General features: G+C 40.8%; 16 protein-coding genes. 6 read left to right on the top strand and 10 right to left on the bottom strand.

Features of this window, described 5'->3' with window-relative positions; translation table 11 throughout:
* The first annotated feature begins 313 nt into the window (after positions 1-313).
* From TI10_RS13660 to TI10_RS13645, 3 genes are all read left to right on the top strand, one after another.
* The gene (locus TI10_RS13660) at positions 314-1,189 is read left to right on the top strand and encodes an alanyl-tRNA editing protein (RefSeq protein ID WP_244161588.1); all 876 of its coding nucleotides are present in this window, start codon (positions 314-316) and stop codon (positions 1,187-1,189) included.
* Positions 1,190-1,477: 288 nt separating this feature from the next.
* Entirely contained in the window at positions 1,478-1,750 is a 273-nt protein-coding gene (locus tag TI10_RS13650) for a type II toxin-antitoxin system TacA family antitoxin (protein WP_046396352.1), read from the top strand.
* A complete protein-coding gene (locus TI10_RS13645; protein WP_049583949.1) occupies positions 1,741-2,229 on the top strand; it encodes a GNAT family N-acetyltransferase in 489 nt (162 codons plus the stop codon). Before TI10_RS13650 ends, TI10_RS13645 begins: the two co-directional genes overlap by 10 nt.
* A 53-nt stretch (positions 2,230-2,282) precedes the next feature.
* On the opposite strand, the gene TI10_RS13640 is transcribed toward TI10_RS13645, so the two are convergent.
* Genes TI10_RS13640 through TI10_RS13615 form a run of 6 tightly spaced genes read right to left on the bottom strand, consistent with a single transcriptional unit; the run spans position 2,283 to position 8,650 of the window.
* On the bottom strand, positions 2,283-2,912 hold the full coding sequence (locus TI10_RS13640; RefSeq protein WP_049583947.1) for a bifunctional 4-hydroxy-2-oxoglutarate aldolase/2-dehydro-3-deoxy-phosphogluconate aldolase: 630 nt from the start codon (positions 2,910-2,912) through the stop codon (positions 2,283-2,285).
* Between the two features lie 17 nt (positions 2,913-2,929).
* A complete protein-coding gene (locus tag TI10_RS13635) occupies positions 2,930-3,874 on the bottom strand; it encodes a sugar kinase (RefSeq protein ID WP_049583946.1) in 945 nt (314 codons plus the stop codon).
* Positions 3,871-5,295: a glucuronate isomerase gene (uxaC, locus tag TI10_RS13630; protein WP_049583945.1), complete on the bottom strand. Its 1,425-nt coding sequence runs from the start codon at positions 5,293-5,295 to the stop codon at positions 3,871-3,873. The genes TI10_RS13635 and uxaC overlap by 4 nt, the downstream gene beginning before the upstream one ends.
* 22 nt (positions 5,296-5,317) lie before the next feature.
* Positions 5,318-6,775, bottom strand: a complete 1,458-nt coding sequence (locus tag TI10_RS13625; RefSeq protein WP_049583944.1) for a fructuronate reductase — start codon at positions 6,773-6,775, stop codon at positions 5,318-5,320.
* 27 nt (positions 6,776-6,802) lie between these two features.
* Complete coding sequence (locus tag TI10_RS13620; RefSeq protein WP_049583942.1) at positions 6,803-8,116, bottom strand: TRAP transporter large permease; 1,314 nt, start codon at positions 8,114-8,116, stop codon at positions 6,803-6,805.
* Positions 8,117-8,143: 27 nt separating this feature from the next.
* A complete protein-coding gene (locus TI10_RS13615) occupies positions 8,144-8,650 on the bottom strand; it encodes a TRAP transporter small permease (protein ID WP_049583940.1) in 507 nt (168 codons plus the stop codon).
* 298 nt (positions 8,651-8,948) lie between these two features.
* Between TI10_RS13615 and TI10_RS13610 the strand changes: the two genes are divergently transcribed.
* From TI10_RS13610 to uxuA, 3 genes are all read left to right on the top strand, one after another.
* Entirely contained in the window at positions 8,949-9,929 is a 981-nt protein-coding gene (locus TI10_RS13610) for a TRAP transporter substrate-binding protein (protein WP_049583939.1), read from the top strand.
* Positions 9,930-10,059: 130 nt separating this feature from the next.
* Positions 10,060-10,821, top strand: a complete 762-nt coding sequence (locus TI10_RS13605; RefSeq protein WP_049583937.1) for an FCD domain-containing protein — start codon at positions 10,060-10,062, stop codon at positions 10,819-10,821.
* A 118-nt stretch (positions 10,822-10,939) separates the two neighbouring features.
* Positions 10,940-12,127: a mannonate dehydratase gene (uxuA, locus tag TI10_RS13600; RefSeq protein WP_049583935.1), complete on the top strand. Its 1,188-nt coding sequence runs from the start codon at positions 10,940-10,942 to the stop codon at positions 12,125-12,127.
* Between the two features lie 200 nt (positions 12,128-12,327).
* Here the strand turns inward: uxuA and TI10_RS13595 are convergent, their stop codons facing one another.
* The 4 genes from TI10_RS13595 to TI10_RS13580 form a co-directional block, all read right to left on the bottom strand.
* Positions 12,328-12,510: a hypothetical protein gene (locus tag TI10_RS13595; protein ID WP_049583933.1), complete on the bottom strand. Its 183-nt coding sequence runs from the start codon at positions 12,508-12,510 to the stop codon at positions 12,328-12,330.
* Positions 12,507-14,006 carry an anti-phage dCTP deaminase gene (locus tag TI10_RS13590; protein WP_049583932.1) on the bottom strand — a complete coding sequence of 500 codons (1,500 nt, stop codon included), beginning with the start codon at positions 14,004-14,006 and terminating at the stop codon, positions 12,507-12,509. The genes TI10_RS13595 and TI10_RS13590 overlap by 4 nt, the downstream gene beginning before the upstream one ends.
* Before the next feature lie 489 nt (positions 14,007-14,495).
* Complete coding sequence (locus TI10_RS13585; protein ID WP_049583928.1) at positions 14,496-16,085, bottom strand: serine hydrolase domain-containing protein; 1,590 nt, start codon at positions 16,083-16,085, stop codon at positions 14,496-14,498.
* Positions 16,086-16,263: 178 nt separating this feature from the next.
* On the bottom strand, positions 16,264-17,856 hold the full coding sequence (locus TI10_RS13580) for a serine hydrolase domain-containing protein (RefSeq protein ID WP_049583926.1): 1,593 nt from the start codon (positions 17,854-17,856) through the stop codon (positions 16,264-16,266).
* Positions 17,857-18,157 lie beyond the last annotated feature (301 nt).

The raw sequence follows: 18,157 nt of genomic DNA, 5'->3' as shown, positions 1-18,157 counted from the left end.
ATTTGCAATAATAAACTAAATATCCTATAAGTAGATCTACTATACACATATTAATGTTATTTCTCTCGCTCTGGTCTTGGTTAACCAACAAAAAAATTACCTATAACGTTTAAAACAAATAGTAATATGATATAAAAGTATATGATGTCTCGATTGGAAAAAAATCAATAAAAATTACTATCTCTAGATAACAAATATTTAAACTGAAAATAGAATTTCATATTGCTTTAGAATGAGTTGCTTAACACAAAATACTCGATAAGTAATAGATGTCACAAAATTATAACTAGCGAGATATTACATGATTATAGATATGAATATTAATGAATTATTGACAGCCGAAGCCTCATTTATGCTGGGAACCCTGACGTTAGAATCTAACATTATCGGGGTTATGAAATACGAAGATGGCGCCATTTTGATAACCCAAGATAGTCCATTCTACCCGAAGAACTATAAGTGGCCAGACCAACTACATGATCATGGAATAATCTCAATAGATGATAAAGAACTCGCCGTAACAAAAGTTTACACCGCTGGCCTTATCAATGGTCATTTATATATAGATCAGGAAATAACGAAACAAGCAACGCTGCCAGCTAAAATTATGCCAGCACATTACTTACCTGATTTACAAGGAATTTATGAAAGAGATCTCATAGGGAAAACGGTAACTTTATCTGTGAACGATAAGACAAGATATAGGGTAAGCGCCGCACACTCGATGGCTCACTTTATGTCTCTTGCTTTAAATAAAGCAACTAATCATATATGGTCTAAAGTATACGACACCGACGATTTAGGAAATTATAATTTAGATAAAGCCTCCATTTACCAATCTTCTATCACAGAACTTCAATCCGTTGATATTTATCGCTTTGGTAAATCGATCAAAAAGAAAGGATTTGATAAAAATATATTAATTGAAAATCTAGATAAAATTAATAGAGAAGTTAATAACACACTCAATAATTGGCTGACCCAAGGAGCAGAAATCACTGTCGAATATAAATCGAAAGAGATCAGTGATACCAGATTATGGAAATCGACTATTGACTCCACAGTAGTCACTATCCCATGTGGAGGAACACATATAAACAATATAAATGAAGTCAAAGGAGTAAATGTTGAAATAAAAATTGGTGAATCTGTTGATTTTATTCAAGTAACCACTCATTGCAAAATATAGAGCCTTGATTTTATTTATTTCTATATTATTTTTATCTTATATACCCAATGGATTTCAAGATGCATCGCGACGGCAAGGGAGTGAATCCCGGGAGCATAGATAACTATGTGACCGGGGTGAGCGAGTGCAGTCAACAAAGAGGCAACTTGAAAGATGACGGGTATATATATTTTGGGTAACCCAGCATGCTTACGTTTCATAAGATTTCAAATGGAGACGCCAAATGTATATCTATTAATTATACAACTGCTATAATGACTGTCTACCAATTTGCTACACAGGTGATTTATGAGAACACAACCTAAAGAAACCCCGATCAACATCCGGGCGAAAGCTTTCCAGCGGGAGCTTATTGACCATGCAGCAAACCTGCTCTCAAAAACCCGAACTGATTTCATCTTGGATGCAGCCTGCCGCGCAGCCGAAGATGCCATACTCGATCAGCGCCACTTTTTCGTTAACGACGAAAAATACCATGTGTTCATGCAGATGCTGGAGCAACCGCTTTCTGATAATGAAGGTTTTAAAAAACTGATGGGATATAAAGCTCCGTGGGAATAAGCACACCTGAAATATTAACGGCTGAACATAATATAAATGATTTTTATTGCCAGCATGAAACATTAAACGAATGGCTTTCACGCCGGGCTTTAAAAAATAATAAACTCGGCGCGAGCCGCACATTTGTTATTTGCAAGGAAGGCACAAAAGACGTTATCGGTTATTATTGTCTAAGCGCCGGTTCAATTAATCATATTGAATCTACACCATCGCTTAAACGCAATATGCCAGATCCTATCCCTGTAGTGCTTCTCGGCCGTCTGGCTGTCGATGTGGAATATCAGGGGAAGAAGCTCGGGGCATTGCTTCTCCAAGATGCTTGGAAGCGTGTCGCCAGCACGGCAGAACAGGTGGGCATTTCAGCTATAATCGTCCACGCACTTGATGAAAGCGCTCGAACGTTCTATACGCGTCTTGGCTTCGCCCAGTCACCGTTGGAGCCATACACGCTGATGCTTCCATTAGGCAAACAGAACTAACCGCTTAAGCGCTTACCAGATAATTAAATAACAGGTCATTAGAAGTTCAAATATCACCATTTAACCAACTCCACCGCTTCACGAGTCAAGCGACCAATTTCCTGCCAATTTCGATTATCCACCAGCGCTTGACTAACCATCCATGAACCACCACATGCCACAATACGCGGTACAGCAAGATAATCACGGATATTGTTTGGTCCAATACCCCCAGTCGGCATAATTTGCAGTTCAGTATAAGGCGCTAATATCGCTTTAATCATTGGCAAACCGCCGGAAGGTTCTGCCGGAAAGAATTTCAGCAGTTTTAACCCCAACTCCATTGCGCCTTCAATCGCACTTGGATTATTCACACCCGGAATAATAGGAATATTCAATTGCTGACAGGCTTTGACCGTATTTGGATTAAAACCCGGAGAAACCATAAAATCAGCGCCAGCCTGTTTTGCAGCAACCACCTGTTCACGATTCAGGACGGTTCCCGCGCCAATCAGCATATTCGGCTGAGCCTCTCTCAACAGACGAATAGCTTCCGCCGCTGCCGCAGAACGGAAAGTAATTTCCGCTACCGGCAAGCCATTGTCAGCCAATGCCTTACCTAACGGAATAATATCTTCCGCACGCTCAACAGCAATCACAGGTACAATTTTTAACTGGCGTAACTGTTCAATCATCTGTCTCATCGATTTTTCCTCTGCTGTTAAAAGAAACCATCAGTCACTACTTTAGTGGCACTAATTGGAATAATCGCCCCTTTATGCTGAATAACGCTACCAGCAAGACGATGCCCCATAATTGCCGCTTGCCGTATCGGGCAATCCGTCAGAAATCCTGCCAGAAACCCAGCATTAAAGGCGTCTCCCGCCGCCGTGGTATCGGCCACGTTAACAACCGGCGCCGTTGAGATCAGCTCAATCGGAGTGTCCTGTTCCAAATGCTGATAATAGCAACCGGCAGCCCCTGCTTTAATAATGGCTTCTTTAACTCCTGCTTGTTTAAGGCGAATCATGGTTGTGGTAACCGATTTATCGCCCCACAGCTTACATTCATCGTCATCTGTCACCAACGCCAATGAGGTAAAGGCGAGTAACTTCTGATAACAAACTCGGGTTTCCTCCACACTTTCCCATAATGCCGGACGATAATTACTGTCGAAAACGATGGTTTTTCCTTGCGCCGCCAGTTCAGCCAGCAAGTTTAGTAACTTTTCACGATCGTCGGCAGGCAAGATAGCCAAGCTGATGCCACTGAGATAAACGGCATCCATCTGCTGTAATGCTTGCATAACCGAAGAGAAATCAGGATGGCGCACCATATAACGGGCAGCGGAATCATTACGCCAGTACAGAAAGGTGCGTTCTCCCTGTTTATCAAGTTGAATCAAATACAATCCCGGTTGATGAGCCGGATCACGCAAAACCAGATGGGTATGAATACCCTCGTTTTGCCAACATCTAATCATTCCTTCACTAAGGGAATCCATGCCTAACGCAGTCACAAAATGAACGGCAATCTTTTGTTGGCTTGCTCGTGCTAAATAAACCGCACTGTTCAGAGCATCACCACCAAAAGTCTGATGCATGGTAGCAAAAGGGGCGCCATTAAGTTCAATCATACATTCACCAAGGAATGCAATCTGCTTCATAGATTTTCTCCCGGCAAGGCAAAATAACGGCGGGCGTTATTAAAGCAAATATCTTCAACCATCTGCCCTAACATGGCTTTGTTGTTAGGAATTTCGCCTTGTTCTGCCCATTTCCCTAACAAATTACACAGAATGCGACGAAAATATTCATGCCGCGTGTATGAAAGGAAGCTACGAGAATCGGTCAACATACCCACAAATTGACTCAGCAGCCCAAGTTGGGAAAGTTGTTCAAGCTGACGCAACATGCCATCTTTCTGATCATTGAACCACCAGCCCGAACCAAACTGCACTTTACCGGCGATACCCCCACCGTGAAAGTTACCGGCCATCGTTGCAATCACTTCGTTATCTCGAGGATTCAGGCAGTAAAGAATCGTTTTCGGCAACTCATTCGTCACATCCATACTGTCCAGCAAGCGAGATAACGGCCAAGCGATATTGTTATCACCAATGGAATCAAAACCGCTATCCGCGCCAAGTAAGCGGAACATACGAGTATTATTGTTGCGAATAGCGCCGATATGCATTTGCATTACCCAACCACGAGCGGCATATTGTCGGCCAAGCCATACCAAAATCGCCGTGGTGTACTGCGCAATTTCAAGATCAGAGAGAGTGCCGCCTGCCCGCCGTTTTTGCAGGATGCTATCTAATACCGCTTCATTAGGAATGGGAGCATAGCGCAGATTTTCTATACCGTGATCAGCAACCCGGCAGCCATGAGCAGCAAAATGCTCAAGGCGACGCTCCAACGCGTTCAACACATCAGCAAAAGCAGCGATCGATACATCAGCCACGGCTTCAAGCTGTTTGATATAGTCAACGAAACCCACCAGCTCAATTTTAAACACCCGATCAGGACGCCAGCTTGGCAATATTTCGATATCGAAACTCTCATCTGTCGCGATTTGGCGGTGATATTGCAGAGAATCCACCGGATCATCCGTAGTTCCAACCATACGCACATTCATTTGCTGCATAATGCCCCTAGCTGAAAACTCCGGGGTTGCCAGTTTTTCGTTGCATTGATGCCAGATTTCATCAGCGGTTTGCGGCCCGAACAATTTCCCGGTAATGCCAAATGGACGACGTAATTCTAGATGTGTCCAGTGATAAAGCGGATTGCCTAATGTTAACGGTACTGTTTTTGCCCATGCCTGATATTTTTCATAATCACAGGCTTGCTTACCGGTAATCAACGATTCATCAATACCCGCACAGCGCATAGCCCGCCATTTATAATGATCCCCTGCTAACCAAATCTGACCAAGATTATCAAACCGGCGATTTTCAGCAATTTCTCGCGGATTAAGATGACAGTGATAATCATAAATCGGCATATCTGCGGCATGCTCATGATATAGCTGACGAGCAGTTTCACTGTTTAGAAGAAAATCTTCGCACATAAAATTTTTCATATCTTTGTTCCTGTCAGCCAAATCAAAGTGTCGCCACAGCATGACGGGCGCCGCGTTCCAATAATAATTGATAAGCTTCGGTAACTGCCCGGACAAGATGCGAATTAGATAATAATGGGTTGCCGAAAATCGCCAACAGTGCAGGCACTACATCAACAGATAACCCATATTGCTGGTAAATAGATTTAAATTGCTCAACGAGCGGATCACGCACATCAATTAATTTGCCTTGTTCATCTTTACCGCTGACATAACGCATCCACCCGGCAATACCCAAGGCTAAATGGCGATAATCGCTGCCGTTTGCCAAATGATAAGTGACAGAATCAAACATACGTTGTGGCAGTTTCTGGCTGCCATCCATTGCTATCTGCCAAGTTTGATGCTTAAGGTTGGGGTTACTAAAACGTTCAATCAACAGATGAGCATACTGGAAAAGATCGGTTCCTGTCGGCATCGTCAAGGTTGGCGCTTGTTCTTTCAGCATCAGATTCAAGGCCGCTTGCCGATAATCGGGATTCGCCATTGTGTCAGCAATATGCGCATATCCCGCCAAATAGCCCAGATAGGCTAAAAATGAGTGACTGCCGTTTAACATCCGCAATTTCATAGTCTCAAAAGGCATCACATCTTTAACGAACTGCGCCCCTGCCACATCCCAGTTTGGGCGGCCATTGGCAAAGTTATCCTCAATCACCCACTGACGGAAAGGTTCACAGGTGATTGCACAGGGATCGTACACACCTAACAGCTCGGCTGTCTCCGCCAGCGATTCTGGCGTGGCCGCAGGCACAATACGGTCAACCATTGTGCATGGGAAAGTCACATTCCGTTCAATCCATTGCGCCAGTTTTTCATTACGTAAACGGGCAAAACCCACCACCGCTTCACGAGCAACTTTGCCATTTTCTCTGACATTATCGCAGGACATCACCGTCAATGGCGGCAAGTTACGTTCATAACGCAGGCGAAGCGTTTCGACAATGTAACCAATAGCGGATGTTGGTTCGGTTGGGTTAGCTAAATCCCGTTGAATTAACGCATTATTCACATCCAGCTTGCCGCTGGCTGCATCGATGCAATACCCTTTTTCGGTAATCGTCAGAGAAATAATCGCCACTTGCGGCTGGGCTATGGTTTCCAGAATAATTTGCTGACCGACAAATTCAGGGTGCAAGGCATCAATCATAGCGCCGATAATTTTTAGCTCCGTTTTCTCTGCCCCTTTCTCCGCAATGGTACACAAGCAATCCTGCTCCTTAAGTTGTTGAATCAGCTTATGACCAGAAAACAAACTGACTTCACAAATTCCCCAGTCACTGCCTGTTTTTTCCAACATATGGTGAGTAAAAACCGCCTGGTGCGCCCGGTGAAAAGCGCCGCATCCCAGATGAACAATACGGGTAACCAATTTTCGACGATCATAAGAAGGCAGAGAAATAGCAGGATTGATTTTGCTGTTGGCTATATTACAGATCATAGAACAATTCCTGTTTAATGACGCGGATTACCTGAATGATGAGTAGTTCAGTAACATCTGAGGCAACCACAAGCTCAGTTGCGGTATAAAGGTCACCAACATCAACGCGATAACCAAAGCGCAATACATAGGCGCCAAAGGTTTCAATACCTTATTAATGCTGACTTCACCGATAGAACAGCCAACAAACAGCGCACTCCCTACCGGCGGTGTACAAATACCAATAGCCAGGTTGAAGGTCATAATGATGCCGAAGTGGACAGGGTCAACGCCCATATTCTGCGCTACTGGCAGGAAAATCGGCGTAAAAATGAGAATCGCGGGGGTCATATCCATAAAAGTCCCGACCAACAACAGAATGAGATTAATGACCAGCAGAACAACCAATGGGTTTTCAGAAACCGCCATTAGCGCATCAGCGATCAAATAAGGCAGATCCGCATTCGCCATTGCCCAAGACATACCCATTGACGCACCAACCAGCAGCAAAACAATGGAAGTGGTCACCGCAGAATCGAGAATGATTTTTGGTAGTTTGGCAATACTGACTTCACGATAAATCAGCACTGCCAAGACAAAGCTGTACAACACGGCAACCGCCGAAGCTTCTGTGGCAGTAAAAATACCGGCAATGATCCCTCCCATAATAACCACAACCAGCATCAGAGAAGGCAATGCGCGAATCAATGTGGTGAAAAACTCACTCCATGTCGGCTTAGGTGATACCGGATAACCACGGCGTTTAGCAATGATTGCCGCCACCATCATCAAGGATACGCCCATCAAAATGCCGGGAATATAACCCGCCAAAAACAGCGCGGCAATTGATGTGCCGCCAGAAACCAGTGAGTAAACAATCAAGGTGTTACTTGGCGGGATCAACAAACCGGCGGGGCAGGAAGCAATGTTTACCGCCGCAGAATATTCCGGCTCATAACCCTCTTTTTTCTGCATTGGCGCCATCGTTCCGCCGACCGCCGCAGCCGATGCCACCGCTGAGCCAGAAATCGCACCGAAAAACATATTTGCCATAATATTGACGTGCACCAAAGAACCGGGCAAACGGCCACCCATGACTTTCGCCAGATTAATTAGACGGGCTGCGATTCCCCCTTGATTCATAATATTTCCCGCCAGAATAAAGAACGGAATAGCGAGTAAAGAGAAGTTATCAACGCCGGCTGCCATACGTTGAGCAACCACGGTAATCGCCGCTTTCATTGGCAAAGTCATCGTAATTGCCAGTAATGATGACAAACCAATCGCAAAAGATACTGGCACCCCCAATGCCAACAGCACGGCAAAACTACCGAACAACGCTAAAACCACTTGCCAATCCATAAGCCCATCCTCTTCTGACTGGTGACTTTAATGATTTTCAGAAATAACCACGTCTTTAGCTGAAAAGTTCCGAATAAGAGCAACAATGTCTACCAGCACATAACAGATCATCAGAACACCGCTGATTGGCAGACATAAATAGACATATCCCATCTGTAACCCTAGCGCGGGTGTGATTTGTCCGGTTTCAAGGGTTGAGATCACCAGTACCGATCCGCCATACACCAATACGATCGAAGCAAACAACGCAATCGCGGCCTGGATAACCAAACTCACACTATTTTTGCCTATTCCCTTAAGTTTCATCGTTAACAGGTCGATAGCTAAATGGCGATGTTGACCTGTGGTATATGCCGCGCCAATCATGGCAACCCACATAAACAAATAACGGGCGAGTTCATCCGTTACTGTACTCGGCGTACCAAACACATAACGGGAAACCACCTGCCATGTGACGCAAAACACCAAAAAAACGGAAAGGCTGACGGTAAAAAATGCCAAACCCTTATTGAGGCAATACACAAGGTTTTTCACGGGGCTTTATCCTTATTGGCCTCAACGGATGCCCTATCTGGTCAACCAAATAGCGGAAAACTTTCAGACCAAAATCAGTAAAGGGAACTTTACGTTGCTTGGATTATAAGATCCAGGTCAAAAAAACATCCAGTGAGCGGGATCACAAACTGATTGGTTCACCATTTGGTCCGATTATTTTGTGATATTGGTCAACCAAATTACTTTTACTTTTTGACGAAATCCGAAGTGATGCTTATGGTTTGACCGTCAGTTCAGTTGTGCCCGTAACCTATTTACAACAATTGGAGAACGAACAATGAGCAATGCTAAGCGTATTTTATCTACTGTAATCGGTGCGATATTTGCCTTAGGCGCGTCACACGTTATGGCAGTAACCACATTAAAACTCAGCCATAACCATAACCGCGACCATGCAGTGCACAAGGCCATGACTCAGTTTGCTGATGAAGTTCGCCAAAAAACGAATGGCGATGTTCGTATTCGGATCTATCCAGACGCACAATTGGGTAACCAACGGGAATCGATGGAACTGATGCAAAATGGCGCGCTAGATTTAGTTAAATCTAACGCCGCAGAACTGGAAGCTTTTTCGCCCGCTTATTCTGCTTTTAACTTACCTTATCTATTCCGCGATAAAGCCCATTACGAAAAGATTAAAAACGGCGAGATTGGTAAAGAGATTCTGGCATCCAGCAAAAACCGTGGCTTTATTGGCATAACCTACTATGAAGCCGGCGCTCGCAGCTTCTACGCCAAAAAACCTATCCGCACGCCTGAGGATCTAAAAGGCATGAAAATTCGGGTTCAGCCTAGCCCAACAGCCATTTCGATGGTGAAAAACTTAGGCGGTAACCCAACACCGCTGGCTTATGGCGAACTGTATACTGCTCTACAACAAGGTGTGGTAGATGCCGCAGAGAATAATATTCCCTCTTTTAGCCTGAGCCGTCACAGTGAAGTTGCCAGATATTTCTCACTGGATAAGCATACGATGGTGCCAGATGTTCTGGTTATTTCTACTAAATCGCTAAATAAGCTGTCATCAGAACAACAAAAAATTCTCATCAATGCTGCCATTAACTCCTCTCAATATATGACGCAATTGTGGGAAAAATCAGAGGAGAAAGAGCGCCAGAATGCAGAAAAAATTGGGGTTCAGTTCGTCGATGTGGATAAAAAATCGTTTGAAGAAGCGGTCAAACCGATGTACGACGACATTAAGAAAAGCGACCCAACGCTTTACCGTATGGTAGAACGCATCCGCGCAGTCAGATAATCATCGGTGAAGGCCCAATGGCCTTCGCCTTTAACCGGCATTTTTGGTTGACCAATTTCTATTTTTGACTACTATCTACACAATACCATCGATACTCATGACAACAATTCATTACAACAATAGTGACACAATGAAGCATTTATTTGAGCCAAAACGTCCTTACCAAGAAGTTGGCGTCTCGTTAAGAGAGATGATCGCCAACCAAAAATATCGTATTGGGGATCGCTTACCTCCAGAACGAGAACTTGCTGAATTATTAAGAGTTTCCAGAACCGTTGTGCGTGAAGCATTAATTATGCTCGAACTAGAAAACCTAATTGAAGTCCGCAAAGGTTCCGGGATCTATATTATTAACCGCCCTCACCTGCCGACTTCTTCTTCCTGCTCAGCTAACGCAGCAGGACCTTTTGAGCTATTACAAGCTCGCCAATTACTGGAAAGTAATATTGCCGAATTTGCCGCCATGCAAGTGACGCCAAATAACATTGCTAATATGCGTCGAGCACTACAAAAAGAATCCGAAGATTTGGCCTCCGGCGAAGATGAATCCGGTGACAGAGAATTCCATCTGGCGATTGCGGAAGCCACCCATAACAGTATGTTAGTTGAACTGCTTAAACAATCTTGGGCATGGCGGGAAAATAATCCCATGTGGCAGAAACTGCACACGCGAATTACCGATAAAGATTATCGTAAAGAATGGCTGGATGATCATCAGATCATTTTATCCGCCATGATCAAAAAAGATCCGGCGGCAGCCAAACAAGCCATGTGGCAACATTTGGAGAATGTGAAATTACGTTTACTGGAATTATCTGATGTTGATGATCCCTATTTCGACGGTTATCTCTTTAATTCATATCCTTATGAAATAGCAAAGAAACGTAATTAATTTACGGAATAATTAACAAATGAGTTTTTATATCCTGTTGTTCTAGTGAATATTGTTCTAGTGAATATTGTTCTGGTGACTGTTTTTCATTCTGGCGTTTACATAAAGGTAAATAATAATGGAACAAACCTGGCGTTGGTTCGGCCCAAATGATCCTGTTTCTTTAGATGATATCCGTCAGGCAGGCGCAACCGGCATCGTTACCGCATTACACCATATTCCTAACGGACATGTTTGGAACAAAGACGAAATCCTGACTCGCAAAACCCTCATCGAAAATAAGGGGCTTATCTGGTCAGTTGTTGAAAGTGTGCCTGTCCATGAAGAAATTAAAACCCAGACCGGTCACTATCAGCAATGGATTAATAACTACAAAACTTCACTGAAAAATTTGGCGGAATGTGGCATTGATACCGTCTGCTATAACTTTATGCCTGTGCTGGACTGGACACGCACCGATCTTGAATACACACTCCCCGATGGTTCTAAAGCCCTGCGTTTTGATCAAATTGCCTTTGCCGCATTTGAAATCTATATCCTCAAACGTCCAGATGCAGAAGCTGATTACACCGCCGAAGAACAGGCTCAGGCAAAAGTCTATTACGACAACATGTCTGCTGCTGATATTGAGAAACTCACTGCGAATATTATTGCTGGCTTGCCGGGGGCCGAAGAGGGCTATACGCTAGCAGAATTTCAGGCGCAATTAGATCGCTACAAAGATATTACCCGCGATAAACTGCGTGAACATTTGGCTTATTTCCTGCACCAGATTGTTCCTGTATGTGAAGAATATGGTTTACGTCTGGCAATTCACCCGGATGATCCGCCGCGTCCTATTTTGGGCTTACCACGTATTATTTCCACTATTGAAGATATTGAATGGCTAACAACCATTGAATCAAGCCCGATTAATGGCATTACCATGTGTACCGGCTCCTATGGCGTTCGTGGCGATAATGATTTGGTCGAGATGATTAAACGCTATGGCAACCGAATCTATTTCACTCACCTGCGTTCTACCCAACGGGAAGAAAACAGTAAAACTTTCCATGAAGCCGCTCATCTGGCAGGTGATGTGGATATGTATAACGTAGTGATGGAAATCCTGCGTGAAGAATATCGCCGCAAGGCGGCTGGAGATAATCGTTTAATTCCAATGCGCCCTGATCACGGCCATCAAATAATTGATGACCTGAAAAAACAGACTAATCCCGGCTATTCCTGTATTGGCCGATTAAAAGGTTTGGCAGAAATTCGCGGTCTGGAATTAGGTTTAAGTCGAGCATTTTTTAAAAATAAATAATGGGTTTGAGTAATTAACTGTATTTATTAGTAACCCTATAAAGGGTTACTTTATTTTAGATGAAGCTACATTAAAGCCATTGACTAAAAATTTATATACAGGTTCATTTTAATTTATTATTTTAGTTGATTTATTAATACATAAACCTGGAGTGAAAGAATTCTTATCGGGTCACATATTTTACGATAAATAATAATAGGTTATGCCAACTTATTTTCAGCTTCATCTGTCGTATAATCCTTAGGATTAGGAACAATATTATCTCTACGAGATATATACGGGTTACGAGGAGTTCTCAGTCCAACTTTTTTCCACTCTGGCCATTGATCAACTATTTTTTTCATTTCGGCTACATAAGCCAAAAACTCTTCTTTCTCAGTCATTTTTTTAACTCCTCTATTAAGTTATCCACGTTAATTACTGATTGTGCCTCTTTTTCCATATAGGATAATGGTAGCATCTGCATCCTAAGTCTTCCATCTTTTCTATGCCATTTAATAGCTTTACCATTCTTATCTTTTCTTCTTACTTTATATCCTATCCCTAGATTTGTTGAAAACAAGTTAAAGAAACAACGAGGCCCAACTCCCACAAATGGTTCAAAAATCACTTTACTATTAGAAATCTCTTCTTCAGGTATTGAAATAGAATCAGGGTGAAAATCAAAAGCTTTACTTTTAGGATAAGGCTCAATATACACAACTCGTTTTATACCACTAGCAACGATATGTTTTGCGCAATTATGACAAGGGAATGTAGTACAATATAATATCCCATTATGAGTGCTAATATTACTTCTTGCACATGCTAAGATTGCCTCCATTTCAGCATGAACAACTCTGCCATATTCGGTAATATCCTTTATCTTGCTTTTTAGGAGATACTCCTTAAATACTTCCTTTTGTTCATCTAAAATATCTTTAAGTATATCTTCAATAATTAATCTTTTCTGTTTCGCGTTTGAATCTTCTCCTATTTTATAATCTCTACCATTTTCAGCATCTTCGATTATATCTCCTACATAATCAGGCCAATATAATCCCCCGCCGAACCGTGGCACATCATTAGCCCCAGTTGAGATTATATTCTTCTCTTTTGTTAATACAGCACCAACCTGACGGGAAAGATCTCCAGATCGTAACGAAGCAGAAAAAGCCATAAACATCGCGTATTCATCAAAGGTTGGAGTAACATATGGATTACCAAAAATAAGATCTAATATTCTCCATATATTATTGTCGGTCCTATTTTTATTTCCATCATAACTTACAAAAAAATCAGATAACTCATAAGTATCTCTGGTATGCTGCCCCCACTTATTCCCCTCGTTAGAATCACGATTAATTAACTCTTTAGCTTTTACTTCATCAATACATTTATCGACGGTAAGATTTTTTATCCTCTGAGACTCACTCGTATATACACCTATCAGAAAAAATCCATTTGCATAAATATCCCTTAACGCATTGACCTCATCCGGGTGTTTAAGAGAATTTATAATATATGCTTTCCTGACCGATGGTATTGGTAAAGCATTTTTCTTTCTTTTTCCTTTATTTATCTTTGCTGCCGCAGCTAATGCCAATATAGAATTATCCAGACTAGCCTCTCTTAAATAATTACCCTCCGACATTAAACAACTTATTCTTTCATAATTATCCTTTGTTGAGGGAATATCTCTTAATACTGAAATAATTTCAGAAGATATTCTTACTTCCTGTACATCATACCTGAACGCATTAAGTTTCTGTGTTATAGAATCTTTAATTATTTCCAGATCCGTTCCTACGGCACCGACTAACCCAATAACGACCTCAGAATCAAAATCACAAGATATCTGATCATCCTCAGATAAATATGTGTTATTTTTATTAATCATATTAAATATTTCCATTCATTGTTGTTTTAATTTATTCAAAATAACGTTAACTACACCTATAAAATACAATATAACATTCAGAACAATATAATTTCTTCGATGAATATAAATGTTTTATTTACTTGACCCTATACATTATGATTTAAGCTATTTTCCTAACACCAGACTAGAAAACATGAATCAATATTACATAACTCACCATTTATGACACATTTATCCCGTTCTATTATAATAAAAATTAAATCGTATCTATAATTAGAGGAAAAATTTACTCTTCAAGGATTGGAGAGCGATAGGAATATAAACAAAAAAAACCTATGAAGCAATTAAAATATCACAATCAGATCGGACAGGCAGAACATCGTCATAATAGTTCCGCCTGAAAATAAATAGATTAAATAGAAAATATCTTTATGATCTCAATCTAATTCCTTCATCCTTCCAGAAAAACACGGTTCTTAATTCATATTTACAACCCAATCAATTAAACTAAACTGAGATAAACTCTATCTTCCAACAACGTGAATCATTGAGATAGAGGCGAGGTTTATCCGTATCAGAATCCCATTCAAAATCAACAATAAGTTGAGTACTGGGATGGAAATAACTATTCTCGTAAACCCATCGTAAGACCTCTTTATTTCCGGGCAAGATAACCGCTTCAATATAAAGATCATGATTAGATGATTCAATATTGACAATTGATTCTGTTTCGCAATTATAATAACGACCTGATAATCGCTGAATATCAATATCACCTTTATCAGTCATCTTTTTCAAATAATAAACATTATCATTTTCATCAATCTGTTCCAATGCGATAACACTGCCATTTTCAATGACAGGTCTGAATCGAATTTCTCCTCCCTTCTCTTGGAATGTTCCATCAGCGTTAAAGATAATCGGATTACCTTTCTCGAATAAATTACCTAATAAATAGCAATCTTCCTTGGTAATAATATAGGGATAGGGATCTGCCCCTTTGAACATACCGGTGATATCAATATTACTGGTTCGGCAATGTTCTGGCTCAGTCATATCAGTATTAAATAATATATTCAGACATTGATTAGTAAATTCAACGGTATTAATACCTGTTGCAACAGTAATCGCGATACCTAATTTAACATCAGGTAAAACACAAACCTCAGCTTTAAAACCACCATAGGAACCATCGTGCCGTATTATCTTTTGCCCTTCACGTTGGCTGAGCATCAAACCGTAAGCATAATTGTTACGATTACCATTGGTTAAATTTGGTGTACGGGATAATTGCGGCAACATATCCCGAACAATCGATGGTGAATAAAATGCTTTCATCCAGCGACATAAATCACTGACTGTAGAACGCAGCCCCGCACTCCCTATAGTTGAATCGTTGTGATCCGATCTTATCCATTGATTTGCATCTTCGTTATAGACATAACCTATCGCCCGGTCAGAAATAACCTCAGTCACATCATCATAGAAAGAGGTATTATTCATCTTTAATGGAATAAAAATATTTTCTTTCGCATATTCTCTTAACGATTTACCTGAAACCACTTTGATAATTTCCGCCAACAAATTATAGCCCGTATTGGTATAGCTAAAATATTCCCCAGGCGTAAAATTAAGCTTTTGTTGCCGTTGAATCAGTTTCCTCAATAAACCCATACTGCGGTGGTCAAAATCTGAGTTTTTACCTGCCAAGCCATAAGGAACATATTTATCCCGTAACCCACTGGTATGATGAATAAGATGCTCAATGGTAATACCAGAGAAATGTGCCGGGAAATAATTCACATATTTTTCAACTTTATCCTTGACATTAAGCTTTCCTTCTTTTTCCAGCAGAGCAATACAGAAGGCGGTGAATTGTTTTGAGACACTCGCCATATAGAATTTCGTATTTGGGGTTACAACAGTAGAATGTTCAATGCTGGCTTGCCCAATATAGCGCTTATAAATGGTTTCATTTCCGTGGGTAATAGCAACCGCGAGGGCACCGCCATTTTTCTTATTTTCAATATCAACCAATTCATCTATTTTTTTGAGAAGCAACTTAATTTTATCTCTAGATATAGTAAATTCCATCATTAATTTCCTTATTTAAGGTTATATAAAAATAATATATATACAATCTGATAATACGATGCAATAAGACAGAACATGAATATGACCATTCTGCCTAAAATAATTATAATCTAATATAATTAGATCTATCCTGCCAGAGAAATACTGTTCTCAACTCGTGTTCACAACCCTATCAATTAAACTAAACTGGAACAAATTCTATCTTCCAGCAACGTCCATCATTGAGATAGAGATGAGGCTCATTCGTATCAGAATTCAATTCAAAATCAATAATAAATTCAGTACCAGGTAAAAAGTAACTGTTCGCGTAAATCCATCTTAAGAACGATTTTTCTCCAGGTAACACAATCGCATCAATATAAATTTCATCACTGGACTCTTCAATATTGATAATCGATTCTGTTTCGTGATTATAATAGCGCCCTGACAATCGCTGAATATCGATATCACCTTTATCAATCATCTTTTTCAAATAAAAAACATTGCCATTTTCATCAATCTGTTCCAGTGCAACAACGATGTCATTTTCAATGATAGGCTTGAACCGAATTTGCCCACCTTCTTCCTGGAAGGTTCCATCAGCATTAAAAATGATCGGATTACCTTTTCCGAATAAATTACCTAATAAATAGCAATCTTCCTTGGTAATAATATAAGGAAAAGGCTCTATTCCTTTGAAAGTACCGGTAATATCAATATCACCGGTCCGGCAAGGCTGTTTTGGTTTAGTACCACTGGAATTAAACAATGCATCAAGACACTGCCCGACAAAGTTATAGACATCAGTGTTTGTTGCGGAAGTAATAGCGATACCTAATTTAGCATCAGGCAAAATGCAAATATCAGATTTGAAGCCACCATAAGAACCACCGTGTCGTATTATCTTTTGCCCTTCACGTTGTCTAATAATCAAACCGTAGGCATAATTGTTACGATCGCCATTGGTTAAATCCGGCGTCCTGAATAGCTGAGGCAATAACTCCTGAACAATGGATGGCGAATAAAACGCTCTGACCCAACGACACAAATCGTTTACCGTAGAATAAAGCCCTGAACCACCAACCACCGCATCATTGAGATCATCCCTTTTCCATTGATGCAGCTTCTCATTATAAGCATAGCCCGTTGCACGATCAGAGATAATCTCGGTTATGTCATCATAGAAAAAGGTATCCTTCATCTTTAATGGGGCGAAAACATTTTCTTCTGCATATTCTCTCAGAGATTTACCTGAAACCACTCTGACTATTTCCGCCAACAAATTATAGCCTGTATTACTATAGAGATGATATTTCCCAGGCGTGAAATTAAGTGCTCGTTGACGTTGAGTCAGTTTTCTTACCAAATTAATATGACGGTGGTCAAAATCCGAGTTTTTACCTGCCAGGCTATAAAGTGTAAATTGATCCCGTAACCCACTGGTATGGTGAATAAGATGCTCAATGGTAATATCAGAAAATTCTGCGGGGAAATAATCCAAATATTGTCCAACTTTATCCTTGACGCAAAGCTTTCCTTCTTTCTCTAACAAGGCTATGCAAAAAGCCGTGAATTGTTTTGAAACACTCGCCAAATAGAATTTAGTACTAGATTTTACAGCAACAGTATGTTCAATGTTAGCCTTTCCGATATGGCGCTGATAAATGGTTTTATTACCGTGGGTAACAGCAACAGCAAATGCGCCACCCTTTTTTTTATTTTCAATATTAACCAGTTCTTCTATTTTTTTGAGAAAAGAGTTAATGTTATTTATAGATATCGTCGATTCCATCATGAACTCCCTTATTTAAGGTTATAAGACAGAACATATATATTCAGCCTAGTAGCAATACATATGTTAGCAATACTGTAAGGCGTAAATAGGAAACATCCAAGTGATAATGGTTATCATTTAATATATGAAGAGCAATATAAAGTGACTACGGGAGCTAATGTTTGCAAAAACAGACAGAACATAAATATAATCGTTCTGCCTGGAACAAAGTGTATCCAATAGGAAATATCTTTAGGTCCTCAATAGTATTAATCCCATCCGGCTATAACAACGCTATTCTTTATTCTGATTTATCACTTCA

Origin of the sequence: Photorhabdus luminescens subsp. luminescens, from assembly GCF_001083805.1 — a bacterium.
In the GTDB taxonomy this organism is placed as follows: domain Bacteria; phylum Pseudomonadota; class Gammaproteobacteria; order Enterobacterales; family Enterobacteriaceae; genus Photorhabdus; species Photorhabdus luminescens.
This window is presented reverse-complemented; position numbering and strand designations above follow the sequence as displayed.

Coding starts and splice junctions, on each gene's coding strand:
- TI10_RS13625 (WP_049583944.1), bottom strand. CDS start 6,775: ATGATCTGTAATATAGCCAACAGCAAAATCAATCCTGCTATTTCTCTG.
- TI10_RS13620 (WP_049583942.1), bottom strand. CDS start 8,116: ATGGATTGGCAAGTGGTTTTAGCGTTGTTCGGTAGTTTTGCCGTGCTG.
- TI10_RS13590 (WP_049583932.1), bottom strand. CDS start 14,006: ATGATTAATAAAAATAACACATATTTATCTGAGGATGATCAGATATCT.
- TI10_RS13635 (WP_049583946.1), bottom strand. CDS start 3,874: ATGAAGCAGATTGCATTCCTTGGTGAATGTATGATTGAACTTAATGGC.
- TI10_RS13595 (WP_049583933.1), bottom strand. CDS start 12,510: ATGACTGAGAAAGAAGAGTTTTTGGCTTATGTAGCCGAAATGAAAAAA.
- TI10_RS13585 (WP_049583928.1), bottom strand. CDS start 16,085: ATGATGGAATTTACTATATCTAGAGATAAAATTAAGTTGCTTCTCAAA.
- TI10_RS13650 (WP_046396352.1), top strand. CDS start 1,478: ATGAGAACACAACCTAAAGAAACCCCGATCAACATCCGGGCGAAAGCT.
- TI10_RS13580 (WP_049583926.1), bottom strand. CDS start 17,856: ATGATGGAATCGACGATATCTATAAATAACATTAACTCTTTTCTCAAA.
- TI10_RS13660 (WP_244161588.1), top strand. CDS start 314: ATGAATATTAATGAATTATTGACAGCCGAAGCCTCATTTATGCTGGGA.
- TI10_RS13640 (WP_049583947.1), bottom strand. CDS start 2,912: ATGAGACAGATGATTGAACAGTTACGCCAGTTAAAAATTGTACCTGTG.
- uxuA (WP_049583935.1), top strand. CDS start 10,940: ATGGAACAAACCTGGCGTTGGTTCGGCCCAAATGATCCTGTTTCTTTA.
- uxaC (WP_049583945.1), bottom strand. CDS start 5,295: ATGAAAAATTTTATGTGCGAAGATTTTCTTCTAAACAGTGAAACTGCT.
- TI10_RS13605 (WP_049583937.1), top strand. CDS start 10,060: ATGAAGCATTTATTTGAGCCAAAACGTCCTTACCAAGAAGTTGGCGTC.
- TI10_RS13610 (WP_049583939.1), top strand. CDS start 8,949: ATGAGCAATGCTAAGCGTATTTTATCTACTGTAATCGGTGCGATATTT.